At 73.4% G+C, this 20554-nt stretch carries 10 protein-coding genes and 1 tRNA gene; all 11 read right to left on the bottom strand.

Going from position 1 to position 20554, the window contains the following annotated elements; genetic code table 11:
* Positions 1-242: 242 nt before the first annotated feature.
* The 11 genes from WMF36_RS44810 to WMF36_RS44760 all read right to left on the bottom strand — a co-directional run bounded on the left by WMF36_RS44810 (position 243) and on the right by WMF36_RS44760 (position 20537).
* Positions 243-1079: a hypothetical protein gene (locus WMF36_RS44810; RefSeq protein WP_437576986.1), complete on the bottom strand. Its 837-nt coding sequence runs from the start codon at positions 1077-1079 to the stop codon at positions 243-245.
* 643 nt (positions 1080-1722) lie between these two features.
* Positions 1723-2502, bottom strand: a complete 780-nt coding sequence (locus WMF36_RS44805) for a hypothetical protein (protein WP_437576985.1) — start codon at positions 2500-2502, stop codon at positions 1723-1725.
* A 162-nt stretch (positions 2503-2664) separates the two neighbouring features.
* Positions 2665-3447: a hypothetical protein gene (locus WMF36_RS44800; RefSeq protein WP_437576984.1), complete on the bottom strand. Its 783-nt coding sequence runs from the start codon at positions 3445-3447 to the stop codon at positions 2665-2667.
* Between the two features lie 15 nt (positions 3448-3462).
* Entirely contained in the window at positions 3463-5028 is a 1566-nt protein-coding gene (locus WMF36_RS44795; RefSeq protein WP_437576983.1) for a hypothetical protein, read from the bottom strand.
* Positions 5029-5038: 10 nt separating this feature from the next.
* Positions 5039-6034: a PEGA domain-containing protein gene (locus tag WMF36_RS44790; RefSeq protein ID WP_437576982.1), complete on the bottom strand. Its 996-nt coding sequence runs from the start codon at positions 6032-6034 to the stop codon at positions 5039-5041.
* Between the two features lie 262 nt (positions 6035-6296).
* On the bottom strand, positions 6297-6770 hold the full coding sequence (locus tag WMF36_RS44785) for a hypothetical protein (RefSeq protein ID WP_437576981.1): 474 nt from the start codon (positions 6768-6770) through the stop codon (positions 6297-6299).
* A 172-nt stretch (positions 6771-6942) separates the two neighbouring features.
* Positions 6943-7024, bottom strand: a tRNA-Leu gene (locus WMF36_RS44780).
* Between the two features lie 168 nt (positions 7025-7192).
* Positions 7193-8428 carry an ATP-binding protein gene (locus WMF36_RS44775; RefSeq protein WP_437576980.1) on the bottom strand — a complete coding sequence of 412 codons (1236 nt, stop codon included), beginning with the start codon at positions 8426-8428 and terminating at the stop codon, positions 7193-7195.
* 57 nt (positions 8429-8485) lie between these two features.
* Positions 8486-10240: a carboxypeptidase-like regulatory domain-containing protein gene (locus WMF36_RS44770; RefSeq protein WP_437576979.1), complete on the bottom strand. Its 1755-nt coding sequence runs from the start codon at positions 10238-10240 to the stop codon at positions 8486-8488.
* Positions 10241-10725: 485 nt separating this feature from the next.
* Entirely contained in the window at positions 10726-18465 is a 7740-nt protein-coding gene (locus tag WMF36_RS44765) for a hypothetical protein (RefSeq protein WP_437576978.1), read from the bottom strand.
* Positions 18466-18743: 278 nt separating this feature from the next.
* On the bottom strand, positions 18744-20537 hold the full coding sequence (locus tag WMF36_RS44760; protein ID WP_437576977.1) for a S49 family peptidase: 1794 nt from the start codon (positions 20535-20537) through the stop codon (positions 18744-18746).
* Positions 20538-20554 lie beyond the last annotated feature (17 nt).

The following is a 20554-nucleotide window of genomic DNA, read 5'->3' as shown; positions in this document are numbered from 1 at the left end:
CTCGTCGAGACGCTCTCGACAGAACGAAGAGGACGCCCTGCGCGCCGCGGCGGCTTGACTGGAGTCGAGCCATGCTTCCCGGCCGCCGAGCGGAACGCGCCGACAGGCCGGAGCCGCTTCCCCGCGACCCCAGGGGCGGCCCGCCAGCAGACCCGGAACGCTCACCAGCAAACCGGGGGGCAACTTCCCGCAGGAGGGATAGGCGGACGAAACGCGGGGCGGGACGGCGGGCTACGGCCGCTTCAGATCGGGCTTACAAGGGGCAGCGGCGCGTCGGCCTTCTTCTTCGCCCGGCGCGCAGACTCGGCCCGGCGCCGCCGCCCATAGGCGCTGGTCACCTCGCGCACGATGTCCGGCCGGTCCCGGAACACGAACCGCGCCGCCGCGCGCACCGTCGCCATTCGCGCGTTCAGGAGCCCGATCACCTTGTTGCGGAGGATGAGCGCCTCGCGCGCCTTCTCGCCGAGCCCGGCGCTCTCGGTGGGGCGCGCCCGGAGCGCGGCCGCGAGCTCCTTGGCCTCGTCGAGCATGGCCACGTCGAACCCGCCGAGGCCGTCCATCGCCTCGCGGTGGGGCGCTGCGAGGGCGGCATAGTCGTCCAGGGCCAGCGCGAGCGCGTCGGCGGTGGCGGGGTCACCCGCGTGGGCCTGTCCGAGCTTGGTGAGCCTCGCGTCGTTCGCGTCCTCGACGCCATCATCGAACAGCCACTCGAGCGTCGCGGTGATCTCGTCGAGGACGACCTGCCCGCGCTCGAAGGGGCTCGCCTTCTTCGGGTCTACGGCGAGCAGATAGAGCGTGCCCGCCTCCACGCCAGCGCGCTGGAGCGAGAGGATCTCCTCGCCGGTCTTCGCGGTCAGGGCGTTCCCGTTCTTCTTCTTGCTCGCCGCCATCTCGAGGCCGCGGCGCACCACCTTCCCGTCCTTCACCTCCGGTTTCCAGTAGCTCTTGTGGAACCTCGCGACGTCGACCGCTTCACCGAACAGCACATGAAGGGGCACGGAGAGGGAGAGTTCGTTGGTATCCGGAGAGGCGAGCGCCTCGTTCATCCACAGGTCCAGATCGGTCCTTGCTTTGGGCATCGGAATCTCCTGATGTGCCGAGGGATTGTTCCTGGGGAGAGGGCCTCTCCCCAAGCCTTCTGGCTAACAGACGGAAATGACGAGCGGCAAGAGCGCTCGACCGGGAGCCCCGAGGAGAGCAAGAATGCGGCGGCGGCGAGGGCGTCATACTGTCCAGGACGTTCACGGCGTCGTCCAGGAACCCAGGCGCGTCGTCCAGGAAATGGGCACCCCCGTCCAGGAACCCAGGCGCGTCGTCCAGGAAATGGGCACCCCCGTCCAGGAACCCAGGTGCGTCGTCCAGGAAATGGGCACCCCCGTCCAGGAAACCAGGCGCGCCGTCCAGGAAATGGGCACCCCCGTCCAGGAACCCAGGTGCGTCGTCCAGGAAATGGGCACCCCCGTCCAGGAAACCAGGCGCGCCGTCCAGGAAATGGGCACCCCCGTCCAGGAACCCGGCGGCACCGTCTGCTGCATCCAGCCAATGGGCACGTCTTGACGGCGCCATCGGCGCTCGTCCTGGCGGTCCCGTTGCTCGTCCGAGGCACGCCCGTGCTCCCCGCGACCATGGCGGTCCATGACGCGCGAGCTCGACCATGTCGCGGGCGTCGAACGGCTCGGCCGCGGCGAGGGCCCCTGCGCGTCGCACCGCCCGGACCGCGCGCTACGGCAGCGTCGTGTCCCTCACGGTAAGGCCATGGTTCGTCAGCTCCACGCCGTCGCGCTTGTACACCACGCCGGTCGCCACATCGGTCATCGCGCCAAGGCCGAGCGCTCCGTAATCGACCTCGATCCGAGTCCAATAATGCCCAGAATCGTTGCGCTCGGTTGGAACGTCGGTGCTGAACATGACGCCCGTAAACAGGTTCTTCAGGTAGTAGGTCGCCGTGTCCGGCTCCGGCACGTCGGCCCTGTCGGGGTCGATCCCTGCAGAGTGGTCGACCAGTCCAGCGTCGTCGGACGAAGTGCCCTCGTAGAAGGCGAGCGGCGCGCCTCGCTCGAGGCCGATGGCTCGCGAGATGTTGTTGTCCGGCCAGCTGGCCAGCAAGAAGAAGCTCGTCGTGTAGCGCTCCTCGCAGCCGAAGCCCACCTCCTCGGCGGACAGCGCCACCGACCAGTAGGTGCGGTCCGCCTCGTCGTGCACGAGATCCCAGCCTCTGAGCGTGCCAGCGGGCATGTCCCATGCGACGAACACGATGCGCTCGACCCGCGGCCACGCGGGGTTGGTCCCCGGCGGCCGGAACGGGGGCCAGTAGAGCTCGGGGAGCCAGAGGTCGTCCTCGCACAAGAGACCACGGTCCCAAAGGCTCGAAGCCAAGTCGTAAGTGTCCCTGCTGTGCCCGGCGCGCGCGAGCAGCTCCGCGACGTCGGGGGGAGGGGGGTCGGCGCAGGAGACCGCCGCGAACGCGACCATCGCGAGACCAACGAGCTTCGACCGCTTCATCCGTTCCTCCTCGGCTCCCTGGGGAAAACTGCCCACGTCGATGGCCAGCCCATGTTCGCCCGCGGGTCCAGGGACGCTCGGGCTCGCCCCAGGCCCATGTCGCGGGCGCCGGACAGCTCGGCCGCGGCGGGTCCTCCGCGCGCCGAACCGCCCGACCGCGCGCTACGGCAGCGTGGTGTCCGTCACGGTAAGGCAAAGGTTCGTCAGCTCCACACCGTCGCGCTTGTACACCACGCAGGTCGCCACATCGGCCATCGCGCCAAGGCCGAGCTCTCCGTAATCGACCTCGATCCGAGTCCCGCTATTCGGAGAATCGCCGTCGGTTGGAACGTCGGTGCTGAACGTGACGCCCGTGAACAGGTTCTTCAGGTAGTAGGTCGCCGTGTCCGGCATCGGCACGTTGGCCTCGTCGACGTTGACCGAGGTATAGTAGTCGACCAGGACATCGTCATAGGACACAATGATCTCGGAGAAGGCTTCTCGAGCGGCTCGCGGGAAGCCGACGGGTCGAGAGATGTTGTCGTCCGGCCAGCTGGCCAGCAAGAAGAAGCTCGTCGCGTAGCGCTCCTCGCAGCCGAAGCCCACCTCCTCGGCGGGCAGCACCGCCGACCAGATGCGGCGGTTCGCCGCGTTCCGCACGAGATCCCAGCCTCGGAGCGTGCCAGCGGGCATGTCCCATGCGACGAACACGATGCGATCGAGCCGCGGCGGCCCGAGGGGGGGCCAGTAGACCTCGGGGAGCCAGACGTCGTCCTTGCACACGAGATCATCGGGCACGAGGCTCGTCACCAAGTCATCGTCGTTCCTGCTGCGGCCGGCGCGCGCGAGCAGCTCCGGGACGTCAACGGTCGCGACCTCCACGGGGGCGTGGTCGCCCCCGTCGCCGCCGCAGGAGACCGCCGCGAACGCGACCATCGCGAGACCAACGAGCACCGACCGCTTCATCCGTTCCTCCTCGGCTCACTGGGGAAAGCCGGCCACGTCGAGGACCAGCCCATCGTCGCCCGCGGCCCCAGGGATGCTCGGGTTCGCCCCCAGCCCGCCCTTTCCACCTGTTCCCACCTCGAGCACAGCCTCCATCACCACCGGGAGCGATGCTCCCACCACGGCGACGGCGATCGAGGGCCCGCCCTGCCCTCCGCCGCCGTGCCCGCCGTTGCCCCCTTTGCCGCCGTCGCCGCCGGAGCACCCGAAGGGCGAGCCGCCGAAGCCCTGCCCGCCGGGCGCCCCGAGCCCAGGCGCCCCGCCGATCTGGAAGAGGCCGCCATCGCCGCCATCGGCGCCTCGCGCGGCTTTGACCTTGGTGCCGTGGAGGTCCACGCGCGCGCTCAGGATCACGAGGCCGATGCTCGCGCCCCCATGGCCGCCGCCGTGCCCGCCGTGCCCACCGCAGCCGCCCGAGCCGCCGGAGCCGCCGCCCGCGCCGCCGGCCGTGCGCGGGGTGCCGCAGAACATCGCGCCGGCCCGCGTGCCACCCCCGCCGCCGCCCCCCTGCCCGGGGAGCCCGTCGCCGCCGTCGCCGCCGTTCACCCCGAGGTAGAGCCCCTGCAGGTCGAACGTGCCCAGGCCTCGCGCGCCCAGCCCGTGCGCGCCGTCCAGCCCGTTCGCGCCGGTGCGCCCGTTCAGGCAATCGCCGGTGCTGGTCGCCCCTTGGCCACCGAGGCCGAAGCCGCTGGGGTTCGGGATCGGCATCAGCTCGCCGTCGCCGCCGGGCGCTCCGTGGTCGATCGTTCCATCACCGCCCCATCCGCCGATCGAGTCCCCTTGCTCACAGGCGCTCTGCACCGGGTCAGCGCCGGACACGAAGTCGCCGGTACACGCGTCCTGCCCGAACCGGCCGTGGCGCCCCGCCCAGGCCGGTGTCCGCTTCGGCTCGCCCGGCGCGCCGTCACGGCCCGGCGCGCCGTCGCCCGCGACCAGCTCACCGCGGCGCAGGGTGACCCCGGCGCCCTCCAGCACGATCGCCGCGATCGAGGAGCCGCCCGGCGCCGTGGCCGGCGCCGCCCGTGCCGCCAGATCGAAGACCGTTGCCGTGGCGCCGGCTTCGAACGCAAGCGGGATCTCGTCCGGCCCGGGCTCGATCCGGGTGTTGCGCCCGCCGCCCTGGTGGATCCACTTCGCCTCGCACCCGAACCCGCCCCAGATCTCCAGGGTCCCGCGGACGCGCACGGCCTCGGGGAAGTATTCGCCACAGGCATGGATCCTCGGACGCCGCTCGGGCTTCTCGGCCAAGAGCTCGATGGCCCGCGCGATCGTCTTGACAGGGGCGAGGCTCGTCCCCTCGTTCCCATCGTCGCCACGGCTCGAGCTGACGAAGACGCCGCACGCGTCCGTCGCCTCAAGGCCCTCCTGGGGTTCGTCGGGACAAGGCGGTTCCTCGGCGGCCGGTGGCGGCTCACAGCGCAGGCGAGGCCCGCAGGGGACCTCCGCGCACCCGGCGCCGAGGGCGCACGAGGCCAGGATCAGGGCGACGGCCTCCGCGAAGGCAGAGCGCCGCGAGCGCGTGCGCTGGATGGATCGCTGCATCGAGGTCACTTCACCACACCCCGCTGAACGAGATGCCGGCCTGATCGCCGTTGATCATCGCCACCACACGCACAGGACGCCGGCTCCGATCGACGCCATCGTAGATGAACGCGCCGATCGTCGCGGCGGCGACGACCCCCGCGCCGATGAAGAAGCCCGCCGCGACGTCCCGGGCAATCTCGTGCGCATCATAGAAGTCGTTGATCTCAGCGCATGTCACAGCGTGCTTGGACGAAGGCGACGCGCAGATCCAGGAGCTGTCGTCGTTGTTCCGCCGAAGCCCCGCGGCGCGCCGCTCTGCCTCGTCGCCGTACTGCGCCGCGAGACCCGAGGCGACGAGGCCCCCGGTGAGCGCGAGCGCGGTGACGCCGATCCCGCCGATCCGCGCCGCGCCCGCCATCCCGTCGAACGGCCCGGGCGGATCCGGTCGGGTCAGGGGCTTGGGCGGGGGCCTGGCCAGGGCCTTCCTGGGGGTCGCGGGCTGGGTCGAGGCCCGAACGGGCAACGGCGCCTCCTTGGGCTCCTCGACGAACCGGAGCACGACCTTGATCGCCTTCCCCTTGTCGACCTGGACGGTTTGCTCGGCATCGAGGAAGCCGGGGAGCGTGGCCTTGATCGTGTGCGCGCCGGGCTCAACGTACACGTAGCCGGTCGTCGACGCGTCCCTGTCCCGGACCTCCCCGCTGATCGTGATCAGCGCGCCCTGATGGCTCAAGTTAAAGTCGATCTGGCCCACCTCGCGCCGCGCGCTCTCAAGGCCGTCCGTGTAACGGCGCCGCTCGGCGGCCGTTCCCGCGCCGGGATCCTTCAGGCATCTATCGATGGCCATGGCGGCATCGACGTGTCGCCGGAGGGCGAGCAGGGCCATCCCCCATTCGCAACGGACCCTACCGCCTGCGCCAAGCTTGTACGCGAGGTAATAGGCCTCTTCCGCCCGCTCCCACCTTCCCTGGTTACGGGCGATGTCTCCCACGCGGATCAGCGCCTGGAGTTCGGCGTTGGGCACGCCCGCCGCCTTCGCCGGAGACCCTCCATCGTCGAGCCGAGGTGGGTCGGCACGGCTTGGCTCAGCGACAGCCAGGCTTGCAGCAAGAAACAACAGCGCCGCCGCGCAAGATGGCGTGATCTGAGCCTGCGACACGCACTCTCGTAGGATGCACATACGCATGGCTCACCTCGCGCTATCGACGGAAGCTGCCGCCGTATTGGCTTACCCAGCGCGACGTCGTTTCACTGGTCACCCATAGCACCCTCTCGTGGCACGGCGGTCAAGCGCCTGTCGCGAGCATCGCGCGCCGCTTTTCCCGAGAGATCTTTCCGAACGAGCGTCCGAAATTCTCAGCATGATTGGCGAAATCGACCGTGGCGAAATCGACCGTGGCGAAATCGTCTCCGAGATCAACCGCCAGGGCGAGGCCTTCGCGCACAGGCCGCACCGCATCGCCGATGCTGAGCAGCTCGGCCGCGGCGAGGTCCTCTGCGGTCTCGCGACGACCTGGGGTATCGACGCTCCTCGGAAACCTCGCAAGGGCGCCGAACACAACCGGAGCGAGCCAGGCAGCCGAGAGTCGGCGCAGCGCGATGCGCGACCAGGAGCCCTGCGGGAGCAGGGCGACAAGGAGCAATGACGCGATGCGCCCGCCCCCGGCCGCCTGGCGGCCGGAGGTTTCATTCGGCGCGCCCCCCTCGCCCGAGGGCATGCGCAGGCCGCGGGCGTCGCCGTGCGACTGCTGGGCACACACGACCGCTCAACCGTGCCAGGACAGGCCGCCGAGACTCAGACGCGATCTCCAACACCGAGCGGCCCGTCGAGACACAACGACGGCGCCGGTGGTACTCCACACGAGCGGTGCGGGAACGCACTCAGCCAGGTGCGTACAAGGATTGGAGAACGATGCGTCGAGTGAGAGGCAGTGCGAAGGGGGGGACTTGAACCCCCACGGTGTTACCCGCTAGCACCTCAAGCTAGTGCGTCTGCCAATTCCGCCACCTTCGCGAGTGCGTTGCGGGACGGAACCTACCCAGCTGGCCAGGGAAGTCAAGCTAATCCTCTCGGAGCCGTCACACGGCGCGGCTCTCACGCCGCCCAGCGCAGCGTGCCGGCCGAGCGGCGTCGGCGGCGGCGGCCATCCATCGGTGCACGGCGCGATCCGAGGCGCGCCCCTCAGCGGACGAGCGCCTCGACGATCTCGCGGATCTCGAACGGCTTGCGCACCCAGGAGACGCCGGAGCTCGCTGGGAGGGGAGCGGCGACGGCGCTGCCGGACATCACCACGAGCCGCACGTCGGGGTTGGCCCTGCGCACGGCGGAGACGGTGCCGAGGACGTCCTGCTCGATCGGCGAGATGTCGAGCAACGCGGCCTGGAACGGACCGGACGCGAGCGCGCCCGGCAGCTCGAGCGCGCTGTGGACGCTGACGATGCTCGCACCGCGCGCGGTGAGCGCCGTGTCGAGCAGATCCACCACCGCGTCGTCGTCCTCGACCACCAGGATCCTCACGCCCTCGAGGACCGCCCCCGGAAGCAGCGACGTCCTGCTCCGCGGCACGGGCGGCGCCTCCTCGGCCTCTCCGCCGCCGGACGGGCTGTCGGCTGGCGCGAAGCCCTCGATGGGCCAGCGCAGCTCGAAGCGGGCGCCCTCCTCCGACGGGGCGAGCGTGAGCGCGCCGCCGCCGGCGCTGGCCAGCGCCGCAGAGTGGCGGAGACCGATGCCCGCCCCGCCCGGACGCGTCGAGACGCCGGAGCTCAGCAGCGTCGCGCGGCGCGACGGCGGCACCCCGGGCCCCTGATCGGCCACGCCGACGATCACCGCAGCGCCGTCGAGCCTGGCGTCCACGCGCACAGCAGAGCCGCGGGGCGAGAGCGCGACGGCGTTGAGCAGCAGGTTCGTCAAGATCTGCACCACCGCGGCGCCGTTGCTCACGCGGGTCCGCGCGACGGCGGGATCGATCGCCGCGCGGAGCGCGATCGCCGAGCGGCGCGCCTCGGGCTCGAGCCCGGTCACCGCATCGTCGATGACCTCGGCGAGCAGGCGCGTCGGCTCGCCCAGCGGCGTCGACGCGACCTCGCCATCGCCGGCCGGACGCCCCTCGGCGCCGGCGCGGATGGCTCGCCGGATCAGGCGGCGAGCGTCGCGCGCCCGCGACACGGCGACGCCAAGCGCACGGCTCAGCTCGGGGCCTTGCTCGCCCTGGGCCCGCTCGACGCAACCCACGATGACCGTGAGCGCATTCGAGACCTCGTGCAGCGCGACCGCGAGCTCGTGCGCGGACGGCAGGGACGTCGCGCTCGCGCGCTCCTCGTCGGTACGCTGTCCCGGATCGCCGCGCAGAGGAGGCGCGAAGGTCAGGCCATCCTCTGTTGAAGGCTCCGATATCCCACCGCGCGTCGGCTGCGCCACGGGCGTTAGCCTATCTCGCTCCGCGCTGAGCTGGTACCGCCCTTTTTCGCTCCGACTTCACCGAGACGTCGACGGGGGGAGCGGCAGGACGTAGGAGCCGTCGGGCGCCGACCGGGTCTCGCCGACCTGGATGACCCCCGTGAACGTGCCCTGCGCGGTCCTGCTCTCGACCGGCAGCCAGGCCACGACCGCGGCGTCGCCGAGCCGGTCGCCCGACGCGTCGCGGACGATGCCCTGGAGCACGGCCGGGTACGACATGGCGAGCTCGAAGTCGGTGACCGCAGCGTCAGCCGCAGGGACCACGAGGCGCGGCCGGACGAGCCACGGGTAGGCGGAGCCCGGCGTCGGCCGGACCGAGAAGTCGAACTCCCCGGGGTCGGCGTCGATGGAGAACGCGCCGTTGCGCAGGACCCCGGACGCCTGCCGGGGCAGCAGCGGCTCGGGCGTCAGCACCTGGTGGAGGTAGGTGGTGCCCTCGCCGAGGGAGGGGACCGCGAACACGCTCGCGCCATCCATCCACTCGCCCTTGGGCCCCTGGACGCGGCCACGCAGCGTCCCGGCGTCCGGGAGGACGACCGACTGACCGCAGTAGCAGTCGTCGCCGGCGGCGAACTTGAGCGGCTGCCTGGCTCTCGCCTTGGTGGTGTCGTGGATCGGCTGCGCGAAGACGACGTACTCGCCGGGCGGGAGGTCGGCCCGGAAGAGGCCGTTCGCGTCCGTCTCGGTGTCCAGCTTGTAGGCGGCGGTCGGGGCCTGGTCGATGTTCGCGCTCTGGATGCGGACGGCGGAGGGCACCGGGTTGCCGATCGTGTCGAGCGTCCGGCCCTCCACGCGGCGCGCCGCCGCGTCGAGCTGGAGCAGCGAGAGGGCCAGGTTCGCCGTGGACCCATGGAGCGCTACCCCATCGAGCTCCCAGTAAACCGTCGGCCGCGGCTCGCCGTCCCTGGGACGCAGGCGGATGAGCGGGATCTCGTCCATGTCGGGCCAGTAGAACTTCACGCTGAACTCGACCCGCGATGCGGTCCCCGGCGGGTCCGGCTCGCCTTGATCGAGGATGCCGACCTGCGAGATGACGCTGCCGGTCTGCGGCTCGACGAGATCGAGCTTCCACCCGTCGACGCTCACGCCCGCCGGCACCTGCAGGCTGCCTTGAAGCACGGCGGGAGCCTCGGCGTTGATGCCGAGCGTCCATTGCTCGGGGACCAGCTGGTTCGGCAGGAAGATCGGCGGGGGGGCGTCGCGGCAGTCGCTGCGCGCCTGCGGGATCAGGTAGAGATGGTAGCTGCCGGCAGGGATCGCGAGCTGGAACCTCTGGCCGTCGCCCTTCGGCTCCGAGAGCGTCGAGTAGCTCTGCGTGGGCAGGCCCGGGACGGGCGCGATGCGCCGGAACTCGGCCTTCACCGGGAACTGCCCGCCGGTGAGGCCATCGCAGTAGGAGCCGCCCAGGCGCAACGTGACCTCCACGCGCGCAGGCGGGGGGATCCCGAGATCGAGGGAATGCACCTGTCCGCCGGGATCGTCAGGTGGGAAGCGGCCGCCGACGTCGACGTCGAGGAGATGGGAGACCTCCGTGCCCACCTCGCGCGAGGCGCGCGGCCGGATCTCCAGAATGAGCCCATCCAGGCGCGCGCTGGTCGAGACGCACGCGCGCTGCCCGCTGACATCCGCGCAGGTCGCCCCGGGACCACACTCGGCCGACCTGTCGCAGGCGTTCATGGGGCCGGATTCCATGGACTCGAGGGGAATGCTGCAAGCCACCGAGGCCGGCAGGCAGGCGAGCAGCAAGGCACGCACGGCGGGTCGCAAGCTCACAGGGGCCTCCTCGCCGAGAGCGCGACGCGCTCGGCGCAGCGCGCGCATCCACGCCGTCCCGGCGCGGTGAGGGAGCGCGGCGGCTCCGCCGGGACGCCGGCGATCGGCAGCGGTCGAGCTGAGGAGAACAACACGCGGTGCCCGAGCGGGTCCGCACCCGAGCAGGCGCAGGGAAAAATCACGCTAGAGAAAGAAGGCGATGTTCGTGCCAGCTTGCCGCCGGCGTTCCGGGCAGCACGAAGCGCGCCTGCTGTCGGTTGAGCAGCGCGCAACCGGCGGCGGGGCTCTGACAGCGCTGTCGCGTTGAGGCGGACGCGTGGAGGTGGCCAGGCCGCAATCGTCGCGGCGGAGTGAAACGTGAGCGTGCACACGGGAGGCCTCGGGTGGATGGGGTGCAACAGGGTCCGTGCCGGTGCCGCGGGGCGCGCGGTCCGGGGCAGGGAGCCTCGTCGCCGCCGACGTCAGCGCGGCGGCTGCCTCGACGCCTACGTGCCTGCACGGAAGCGCGAGCCGCCCGTGTCGACCCGCCGGAGCGAAGGCACCGTACCGGGCTGCCATCGCGCTTCGGCGTACTCCATCCGCGTCGCGAGGCGTACGAGATCGGCGATCTCCGGGTACGCCGCGCACGCCGCGGCGAGCCCCTCGGGATCGGAGAGCGGGACAGCCAGCTCCAGGCCGCGCTCCTTGAGGGTCGCGTGCACCGCGGTGGCGAGGTTGCCCGCGGCGAAGAGGCCGGCGCGACGCATGGCGGTGCGGGTCATCTTGACGGCCGCCTCGTAGGTCATCTTGCTGGCGCTGTCGCAGATCTCGCGGAGGCGACGCTCGGCGCGCGGAGGGATGAGCTGCCAGAGGTTCTGCTCGAGCCGCACCACGGCCGGGTTGCCGCGGGTGCTGTGCGCGGTGTCCTCGAGCGGGCCGAAGGCGGCGACGATCGCGGAGAGGAGCGTGCGGAGCTCGTCCTCGGCGCTGGTGTTCACGAGGACATAGTCGGGCATGGCGCCGGCCAGGTGAGCGCCGACCAGGTAACGCAGCTCGGGGGTGTCCTCGCGGATCTCGCCCCGCAGCAGCACGGCCGGCGGGTTGACCCGGATCACCTGGCCCTCGGGCGACGACGGAGCAGGCGACGGCGCGCGCTGGTGGAAGAGCGCGGTGCGCAGGAGACCGAGGTGACCGGCCACGACACCGTAGAGCTCACCGAGCAGGGTCGGCGAGGTCGGCTGGACCCGCTCGGAGGCGACGAGCCCGGACTGGGCCGCGTCGCGGCGATAGAGGCCGGTCTCCCAGACGAGCGCGAGGGCCTCGTTGACCGGAGACTCCAGGTCACGGAAGAGCAGGGCGCTCACGAGCTCCGGCGCGTCGCGCTGCGCGGCGAGGAGCGGGGGCGAGACGGCGCCCTCGCCGCGCCGGTCGGACGGCTCGTCGCCCTCGAAGGCGCGCAGCACGTGCTCGATGGCGCGGGCATAGGTCATGTTCTTGTCGGCGATCGCGGCCGCCTGGAGGCGCTCGAGGGTGCCCCGATCACCGAGCCGCAGGTGCGCCTGCATCCGGCGGACGGCCAGCGCCTCGCGCGAGCGATCGTCGCGCGGGGCGAAGCTCTCCATGAGCCGCTCGCCAGCCTCGTACGAGCCGGAGGCGAGCTCGCGGAAGAGCGCGGCCTCCTCGAAGCTCTCGGCCGCGGACGGCGGCCACGTGGTCAGGAGACGCGTCGCGGAGGAGGGCGGCTGGAGCGACGCCGGGGCGGAGACCGGCGGCGGGGCGTGCTGCGCGCCGATGCCGGCGCGGCCCGAGGCGGCGCCGCCGCGCGCGGCGTTGCTCTCCGCAGCGCCGGGGGCCGGCGCCCGCGAGGCCGGGGTGACCGCCGGCCCATCGAGCAGCTCGTCGTCCGACAGCGCGGGAGAGCTGAGCCGGGACGCGTCGGCGGCGATCAGCGCCTCGTCGAGCGGATCGTTGAGCTCGACCAGATCGATGCGCGGATTGCCGGAAGCCGGCGCGCTGCCGCTGGATGGCGCGCGGCTGCTCGCCGGCGCGACGCCGCTCGACGGCGCGCGGCTGCTCGACGGCGCGCGGCTGCTCGACGGCGCGATGTCGCTCGACGGCGCACGGCTGCTCGACGGCGCGCGGCTGCTCGACGGCGCGACGCCGCCGGCCGCCGAGGATGGGCCGGGCGGCGCCTCGGGTGCCACCGGGACAAGGTCTGCGGCGACGACCCGGATCAGCGTGGCGTGAGGCACTTCCTCCGGCGGCAAGGTCGCCCGCTCGCTGGCCAGCTCGGCGTTCAGCTCGGCGATCTTCAGCCCCAGCGAACGATCCGAGCCCGCCAGCACCGTGGCCTGCGAGAGGATGTGCGCTGCGCGCTCCGGATCGCTCGCCGAGTGCAGGCGCGCGAGCTGCATCAGCGCGCGCGCCCGGTCGATCCCCGAGCTCTGCGCGACGAGCTCTTCGAGGGCCTTGCGGGCGGCCTCGGGCTCGCCCCGGGCCGCCGTGAGCTCCAGCTGGCGCCTCAGCGCCAGCGCGCGCGTCTCCGGCTCCGCCGCGGCCTCCTCGAGAAGCCGCGCGGCCGTCTCGAGCTCCCCGGCGTTCTGAGCGGTCTCGGCGGCGGCGAGCGCGACGCGACCGCGCGCGCGCATGCCCTGGAGATCGCCGCCGAGCGCGCGCTCGAACAGCGGAAGGGCGGCGGAGAAGTTCCGCTTCAGCGCCAGACGCTCCGCCATGCCGAGCGCGACCAGCGTGCTCGGGCCGACCTCGGCGTGGCGCCGGGTCAGCTCGCGCATGCCCGCGCCGTGGCCCTGGATGACGTCGAGCGTCTCGGCCAGCAGAAATGCGTGAAGGTCGACGTGCGCCGGGCGCAGGCGCGGCGCGATGCGCCCGAGCTCCTCCACCGCGGCCTGCGCGTCGCGCGGCGTCCCGGTTCCGCGCAGGCGATACTCGATGCGGCGCGCCTCGAGGACGGCGTCGGGAGAGTCGGGGGCGAGCTTCACGGCCCGGCGGGCGCGCTCGAGGGCGGTGGCGTCGTCGCCGAGCATCGAGGTGGCGCGCGCCGCCTCGACGAGCAGCTGCGCGCGCCGCTCGGGGGCGTCGCGCGAGGCGCTGGCGAGCTGATCGAGCGCCGCGGCGAGCGCGTGGCCGTCCCCCTCCCGGCGGGCGATCTCGACGCGGAGCTCGATCACGGCCTCGCGCGGCGCGATGCGAGCGACGCTCTCCAGGGTGTCCTTCGCGGACTCGATATCCCCGCCGCCGAGATAGCTGCTGCACGCGCGGAGGTTGTACTCGGCCCGCTCGTCGGTGGTCGTCGCGAGATCGCCCAGCCTGCACCAGAGCGGGGCGGCGCGGAGCGGCGTCCCGAGCCGCTCGTAGATGTCCGCGAGGAACCGGAGCGCGCTCACGTCGTCCGGCGACGCCGCGAGCAAGGACTCCAGCTCGCCGCACGCCTCGTCGAGGAGGCCGAGGCGCTGCTCGAGCAGGGCAGCGCGCCGGAGCCGCAGCGCTCGCCGCGTGTCCGGCAGCGGAGCCGCCTCGATGCGGCGCGCGAGGAGGGCGGCGACGGCGGCGTGATCGCCGCGATCGCTCGCGTCCTGCTCGACGACCTCGAGGGCGTGCATGTCGGTGAGGTCCAGCCGGGCGATCGTCTCGTAGAGCGCCACCACGGTGCCGCGATCGCCGAGCTCCTGGGCCAGCGGCGCGAGCTCGCGCAGCACGAGCAACCGCTCCTCGTCGCTGGCGGCGGCGCCCTGGAGGCGCGTGAGCACGTCGAAGAGCTGCCGGCGATCGTCGCTGCGCCGGGCGAGCCGGATGAGCTCGTCGAGGTGCGCCTTGTCGAACGGCGTCTTCTGCGCGGCGTCCAGGAGGAGCTCCAGCGCGCCGTGGAGATCGCCGCCGGCGGCGAGGATGCCGGCGAGCTCGCGCGTCATCTCGAGGCGGACGGCGCCCGTCACGTCCACGCGCGCGAGCTCGGCCTGGAGGAGCGCCTGGAGGTCGCCGCCGCGATCTTCGGCCGCGTACAGCCGCCGGAGCCGGATGACGACCTCGATCCGCGTCTCGCCCTGGAGCTGGCCGCCGGCGAGCGCCCGCTCCAGGGCGACCGTGGCCTCCGCGCGCTTTCCCTCGCGCTCGTGCTTGTCGGCGAGGTGCAGCAGCGCCTCGAGGCGCCGCGCGACGGGCAGGGCGTCGTCCAGAGACCGCTTCAGCGCCTCGTCGCCGGTGGCCTCGACCGCCGCCTCCGCCTCGTAGGCGAGCGCGTCGTCCTCGGGCGCGCGCCGGGCCGCCTCCACGAGCAGCGCCGCCGCGACCGGCGGCACGCTCAGCGCGTCGGCGAGCTTGCTCGCCCACCGGAGCAGGGCAGGACCGACGCTCGAGTGCGGCCTCATCGCGGCGGCGTACACCGCCGCGATGAGGTGCGACGCCGGCTCGGTCTGCTGCGCGAGCTCGCCGACGATGTCGAGCAGCGTCTGGAACTCGTCGATGTCGCCGTCGGCGAGCATCGCGCGCTCGATCGCGGCGAGCGCGAGCGCGGGCGCGTCGAGGATCTCGACGGCGATGCGCGCCATCGCGAGCCCCGCGCGAGCCCCCTCGGGCCCCTCGAGCTTCGCGATGCTGGCCTTGACCGCGCGGTCGAAGCGGATGGCCTCGACCTCCGGCTGCCCGGTGCACGCGACGAGATCGCGGATGGCCGCGCCGACGTCCTCGACGATCGCCGGATCCGGGCGCACGACCATCGCGCGGAGCAGGATGTCGAGGCGCAGCCGGAGGCCCTCCTCCGTGCGGCCGGTGAGGGCCGCGGCGCGCTTCAGCCATGCGTTGCGCGACGCCGGATCGGCGGCCGCCGCCACCCGCTCGAGCGCGCGCACGGCCTCCGCGGGCTCGCCGGCATGCTCGGCCAGCCGCGCGAGCAGCACGTACGAGGTGCCCTCGGTCGGCACCGCCTCGAAGCTGGCCACCGCGTGCGAGAGCGCGAGCTCGAAGGCGCCGCGCCGCTCCAGCTGCCGCGCCGCGCGGTAATGGGCCGCGCGGCGGCCGTAGCAGCCCAGGGCCGCGTCGGCGAGCAGCCGGTAGGTCTTGTCGAGGACGGCGACGCCGCCGTCGGCGTCGGCCGATTTCTCGACGAGCGCGACGGCGTCGGCGCGGAGAGGATCGAGCTCGATCGCGCTCGCCGCCGTGGCCAACGCCCGCTCGGGTAGGCCATGCTCGTGCGCGAGGTTGGCGGCCTCGATCAGCAGGTTGGCGCGCCGGCGTCGCTCGGGCCCGACGTCGCCCGACCACCTGCTCTCCTCCGCTGCGGGCTGCGCTTCCGCTTCGCCCCGCGCCTCGGCGGCGCGGGCGACGATCGCGTCGATCGCGGCCTCGACGCCCGCGAACTCGCACATGTCCCGCGCGTAGCGCTCGGTCCCGCGGCTCGGCGCCACCTCGCTCGCCCGGAAGAACGCCGCCTCGGCGCCGCGATGATCCTCCGCCAGGTCCCAGAGCAGGCTCCCGAGCTCGCGCCACGAGGCCGCCGCCTCCTCCGCGGCGTCGCCGCCCTGGGCGGTGAACGCCCGGGCCTTCGCCTCGACCAGCGCGATGGCGCCGTCGGAGCTCAGCCCCTTCGCGTCGAGCAGCGACGACTCGATGCGCTGGACCCGCGCGAGGACCTCCTGGGGGTCGGCCACCGCCGCGGCGGCACGCGCGAGCTCCTGCGCCGCGCCGTCGGGGTCGCCGCCGTCGAGGCGGCAGTCGGCGAGCATGAACATCAGCTCGGGGGCGTGCGGCGCCGTGATCTCGACGGCCAGCCACCGCTCGAGCACGGTCACGGCGAGGTGAGGATCGCCGGCGTGGCGCGCGAGCTCCAGCAGCCGCTCGCGCAGGAGCGGGTTCTGCGGGCCGAAGACGTCGAGCGAGCGCCTCGCGAGCGCCGTGCCGCGGGCGGGATCGAGGTCGTAGAGGGCGTGGAGCGCGCTCGCGAGCGGGGCCGCCATCTCGCCGAGCGGCTTGGGCTGCGCCAGGATCCACGCGAGCGCGTCCGAGAGCCGGGCCGCGTCGCCGGCGACCGCGGCGCGACGGATGAGCTCCGTGGTCGCCTGAGGGCACCCGGGCCGGAGCGCGAGCCAGCGCTGCGTCCACGCGAGCGCGAGCGGCAGCTCACCCAGCGCCTCCAGCGCCCTGGCGAGGCCGTCGCAGAGCGCGCCGCGCGGGAATACCGTGGTGATCGAGCGCTCGATCGCGGCGACGACCGCGCGGTCGACCTCGAACGGCGGCGCGTCGCCTGCCTCCGCGGCGGCGGCGAGCTCCGCCGTGAAGATCGACGCGAGCGTGGCCGCGGCGCGCGTGCACGACGGATCGGCCTCGCAGGCGAGCACCGCGATCTCGCGCGAGAGCGGCGCGGCGCGCACCCGCTCGTAGAGCGCCGCGGCGACCGCGAGCAGCACCGCGCGCAGCGCCGGCCAGACCGGCGCGGCGAGCTGCACGATCGCGTCGGCGCGCTCTCGCAGGCGCCGGGTCCGCGTGGCCAGCACGAGCGCAGCGCTGGCGGCGCCGCGGTGCCCCGGCGCCTCGACGAGCAGCGGCGACACCTCGTCGAGCGCGCGGGCGTCCTGGCCCTGCCGCCGGGCGATCGCCGACAGGAGCAGCCGGGCGCGCACCAGCTCGACCCGCGTCAGCAGGGGCACGCGCATCGCCTCGGACCTCGCGGAGCGCGCGCCCTCGGCCTCCGAGGACGGCGGCCGCGTCGCCTCGGCCAGCCGCGCGCGCAGCAGGGCGTCGAGCGCGGCGCCGCCCCCGGTCCGCCGGCTCAGCCGATCGAGCGCCAGGAGGCAGCCGCGGTCGGTCGGCAGCGCCCGCGAGAGCCCGACGAGCGCCTCCTCGTAGGCGGCGCGCTCGGTCGGGCGACCCCGGTAAATCACGACGAGCCGTCGGAGCGCGTCGATCCGCCCCTCGGCCGCGTCCGCGTCGCGGAGCGCTCGCTGCGCCGCGGCGAGCGCCTCGTCCTGCGCCTTGAGCCGCTCCGCGATCCGCTGGAGCCCCGCCGCGGAGCGCTCCGGGTCGCCGCCGACGTCCTTCAGCGTCTCGAACGCCCACTGCGCGAGGCCGGGGTCGCCGATCTTCTCTTCCGCGAGGCGGGCGAGCTCCGAGAGCGCGTCGATCCGCGCCGCCGCGTCCTCTCGCGCCCTCGCCTCCGAGCCCTCGCCGATGCGGATGAGCGCCTCGACGAGGGGCGCCATGTCGTGCAGGGTCGCCGCGTGCTCGCGCAGCGCGGAGCGCGCCGCCGCGCTGCTGGAGTCGCTCACGGCGGCCTCGATCCAGGCCTCCACGGCGCGGTCGGGGCTCGCGAGCGGGCCGGCATAGAGCCGCGCAAGCGCCGTGTACGCCTCTGCCCTCGGCCCCCCCACCCGCTGCTCGGACCGGATCTCGAGCCGCGCGGCCACGAGCTCGTAGAGCCCTGCCTGCTCGATCACCTCGTCGATCACGCGGGCTGCGTCGCCGTCGACCTCGCCGTCGAGGCCCGCGTCGAGCACGCAGCCGACCGCGCGCGCCCAGTCTCCCTCGTTCGTCGCGCCCTGGAGCCGGTGGCCGTGGACCGCCATCGCGCGCTGCAGCGCGGAGGGGGCAGAGGCCTCGCCCCCGGACGCCCGCGCCGCGAGCGCTTCGGCGTGCGCCCGGAGCACCTCGTCGGCGGCGCCGTGCCGGCTGCGCACGAACAGCGCGGCGGCCATGGCCTTGGCGGCCATGTCGTCTTGAGGGGCGATCTCGAAGGCGCGCAGGCGGTCCTCGAACGCCGCCTCCCGCTCCCGCGCGGCTTCGCGCCGCTTGGCCGCCTCCAGGTACGCCTTCGCCGCGACCGTGGGGAACACCTCCTCCGACGCCCAGGCGGCGATCGTGCCGAGCAGCTCGCTCGCCATCGCGTCGTCCGGGGCGAGCTCGCTCGCCTCTTCGAGCGCATCGACCGCGCCCGCGACGTCGCTGGCGCGCGCCAGGAGCACGGCGATCTTCACCAGCACCCGCGCCGTCGCGCCGGGCGGCTGCGCGTCATCGCGGAGGCCGCGCAGCGCCGCTGCGGCCAGGGCTGGCTCGCCCAGCCCCGCCAGCCAGCCGGCCAGCTCGCCCCTCATCGCGGGGTCGTCGCCCAGCGAGAGCGCTCGGCGAGCCAGCGCCGCCGCCTTGTCGAGCTCGACGCCGCGCGCGGCGAGGATCCTCGCGAGGGCGAGGGCCGCATCGCGCTCCCCATGGGCGTCGCCAGCCGCGCGGCGGTCGTCCACGCGCGCGCGCCAGTAGGCTTCTTCAGCGCGCGGGCCGCGATGGCGCGACACCGGCGCGACGGATCGACTCCCCCCGATGACCAGCTGCCCCGCAGAGGCGGGCCCCGCTGGTTCCATCAGCTCCGGCGAATGCAGCGTCCTCCGCGCGCCCGACGCTGATGCTGCCCGTTCCGGAGGTGAAGAGCTCATTTCGGCAACCCGCTTCGGGTATTCTGAACCCGCTCAGCCTACCAGAACGACCGAGGTACAAGGCCAATCTTCCGGTGCGATCTCGCGCCCTACCGGAGCGTCACCGCGAACGGTAACACCGTGAGCGCCCTCTCTCCGGCCAGGAGCGGCGCCATCGCGGCAGCAAAGGTGCCTACCTCCGGCGCGACGCCGAGCCACTCGGGCAGCAGGGCCCCGGCCATCGCCTCCCGCGCGCGCTCCTTGAGCGCCGCGCGGTCCGGGGTCCGCGCGGCGTTCTCGCCGGTCTCGTCGCCGGCGGCCAGGAGCTCGAGCAGCCCTCCATCGTCCTGCTCGATCTCGACCGGCGCGTCCGCTGGCAGCTTCGCGAGCTCGCGCGCGAGCGCTACCGCCCGCTCCAGCCCGCCGAGCTCATCGACGAGCGAGCGCCCCTGGGCCTCGACCCCGCCGAAGATTCGCCCCTCCGCGGACGGCGCGATCGTCTCCAGCGGGAGGTTCCGTCCCGCCGTGATGCGCTTCAGGAACAGGTCGTAAACCGCCTCCATGGAGGCGAGCACGCGGGCGCGGGTGGGCTCGTCCCAGGGCGTGAGCGCCGACATGTACGCGGCGCGCGCCGCCCGCTCCGGATCCGGGTTGGCCGCGACGGTCTCTGCGTTGATCCCGATCTCCGCGAGCGCCTTCCCGACGGCGAACTTGCCTCCCACGACGCCGATCGAGCCGATGATGCTCGTCGGCTCGGCGAGGACCTTGGTGCCGGCGCAGGCGAGGTAGTAGCCGCCGCTCGCCGCCATGCCGCCGATCGACACGACCAGCGGCTTCTCCTCCCGCAGCCGCATCAGCTTCTGCCAGAGCAGATCCGAGGCCAGCGCGGACCCGCCGGGCGAATCGATCCGGAGCACGACCGCCTTCGTGCTCGTGTCCTTCGTGAGACGCGTGATGATCCGTCCGAGCTCGCGCTCGCCGATCCCGTCCGACGAGCCGAGCGGCATCCCGCGGGCGGTCATGGTGATGCCGCCGATCGCCGGGACCACCGCCACATGCGGCGTGCCCAGCGTGCTCGCCCCAGAGATCGAGCGGAACACGTCCACGAGGCTCCGCGAGAGGCTCGGGTCGCGCGGGGTACCGCCGAACCGCGGCACGGAGACCTCGGTGCCGGAGAGCTTCTTCGCGTCCTCGATCGCAGCCTCGAGATCGCCGAGCTCATCCACGAGCCCCCTCGCCTTCGCCTCCTCCGGGGCGAACGGGCCGTCCTCGACGGCCTCGCGGAGCTCCTGCTTGCCGCGCCCCTCCACGATGCCCGAGAGCCACGCCTCACGCAGCCCGCCCAGCGCCGACTGGAGCGATTGACGCGCCTCGGGGCTCGCCCCTTCGCGCGTGAACGGCTCGCTCGCGCCCTTGAACTTCCCCACCTGAAGGAAGTCGACGTCCACGTTGAGCTTGTCGAGGAGCCCCTTCGCGAACACCAGCTGCGCCGCGATCCCCACCGTGTCGACCTGCCCGGCCGGGCTCAGCCAGAGCTTGCTGCAGGCGGTGGCCGCCAGCAGCATCGTCGCGTTGTTGTACTCGTCCGCGTGACACACGACCGGCCGCCCCGCCGTGCGGATGTCGCCGAGGATCCGGCCGATCTCGTGGGCTCGCGCGAACCCGAGGCGCGCGCTCCCGAGCCGCACGAGGAAGCCCTTCGCGCCCTCGGCCTCGGAGAGCGCCCGCAACGACTGCACGAGCTGCGCGTGCGTCCTGCCGCTGGGCGGGCCGAAGAGCGACGCCGATGCGCTCTCGGGGAGCCCGCGCGAGAGATCGATCTCGATGACCGCCGGCTCGTCGAGGCGCCCGGCAGGCGGCGCCGGCAGCGACGCCGCCCGCTCTCTCCCGGTGCACGCTGCCATCGATGCTGCCACCGCGA

This window comes from Sorangium sp. So ce887 (assembly GCF_051521455.1).
In the GTDB taxonomy this organism is placed as follows: Bacteria; Myxococcota_A; Polyangia; order Polyangiales; family Polyangiaceae; genus Sorangium.
This window is presented reverse-complemented; position numbering and strand designations above follow the sequence as displayed.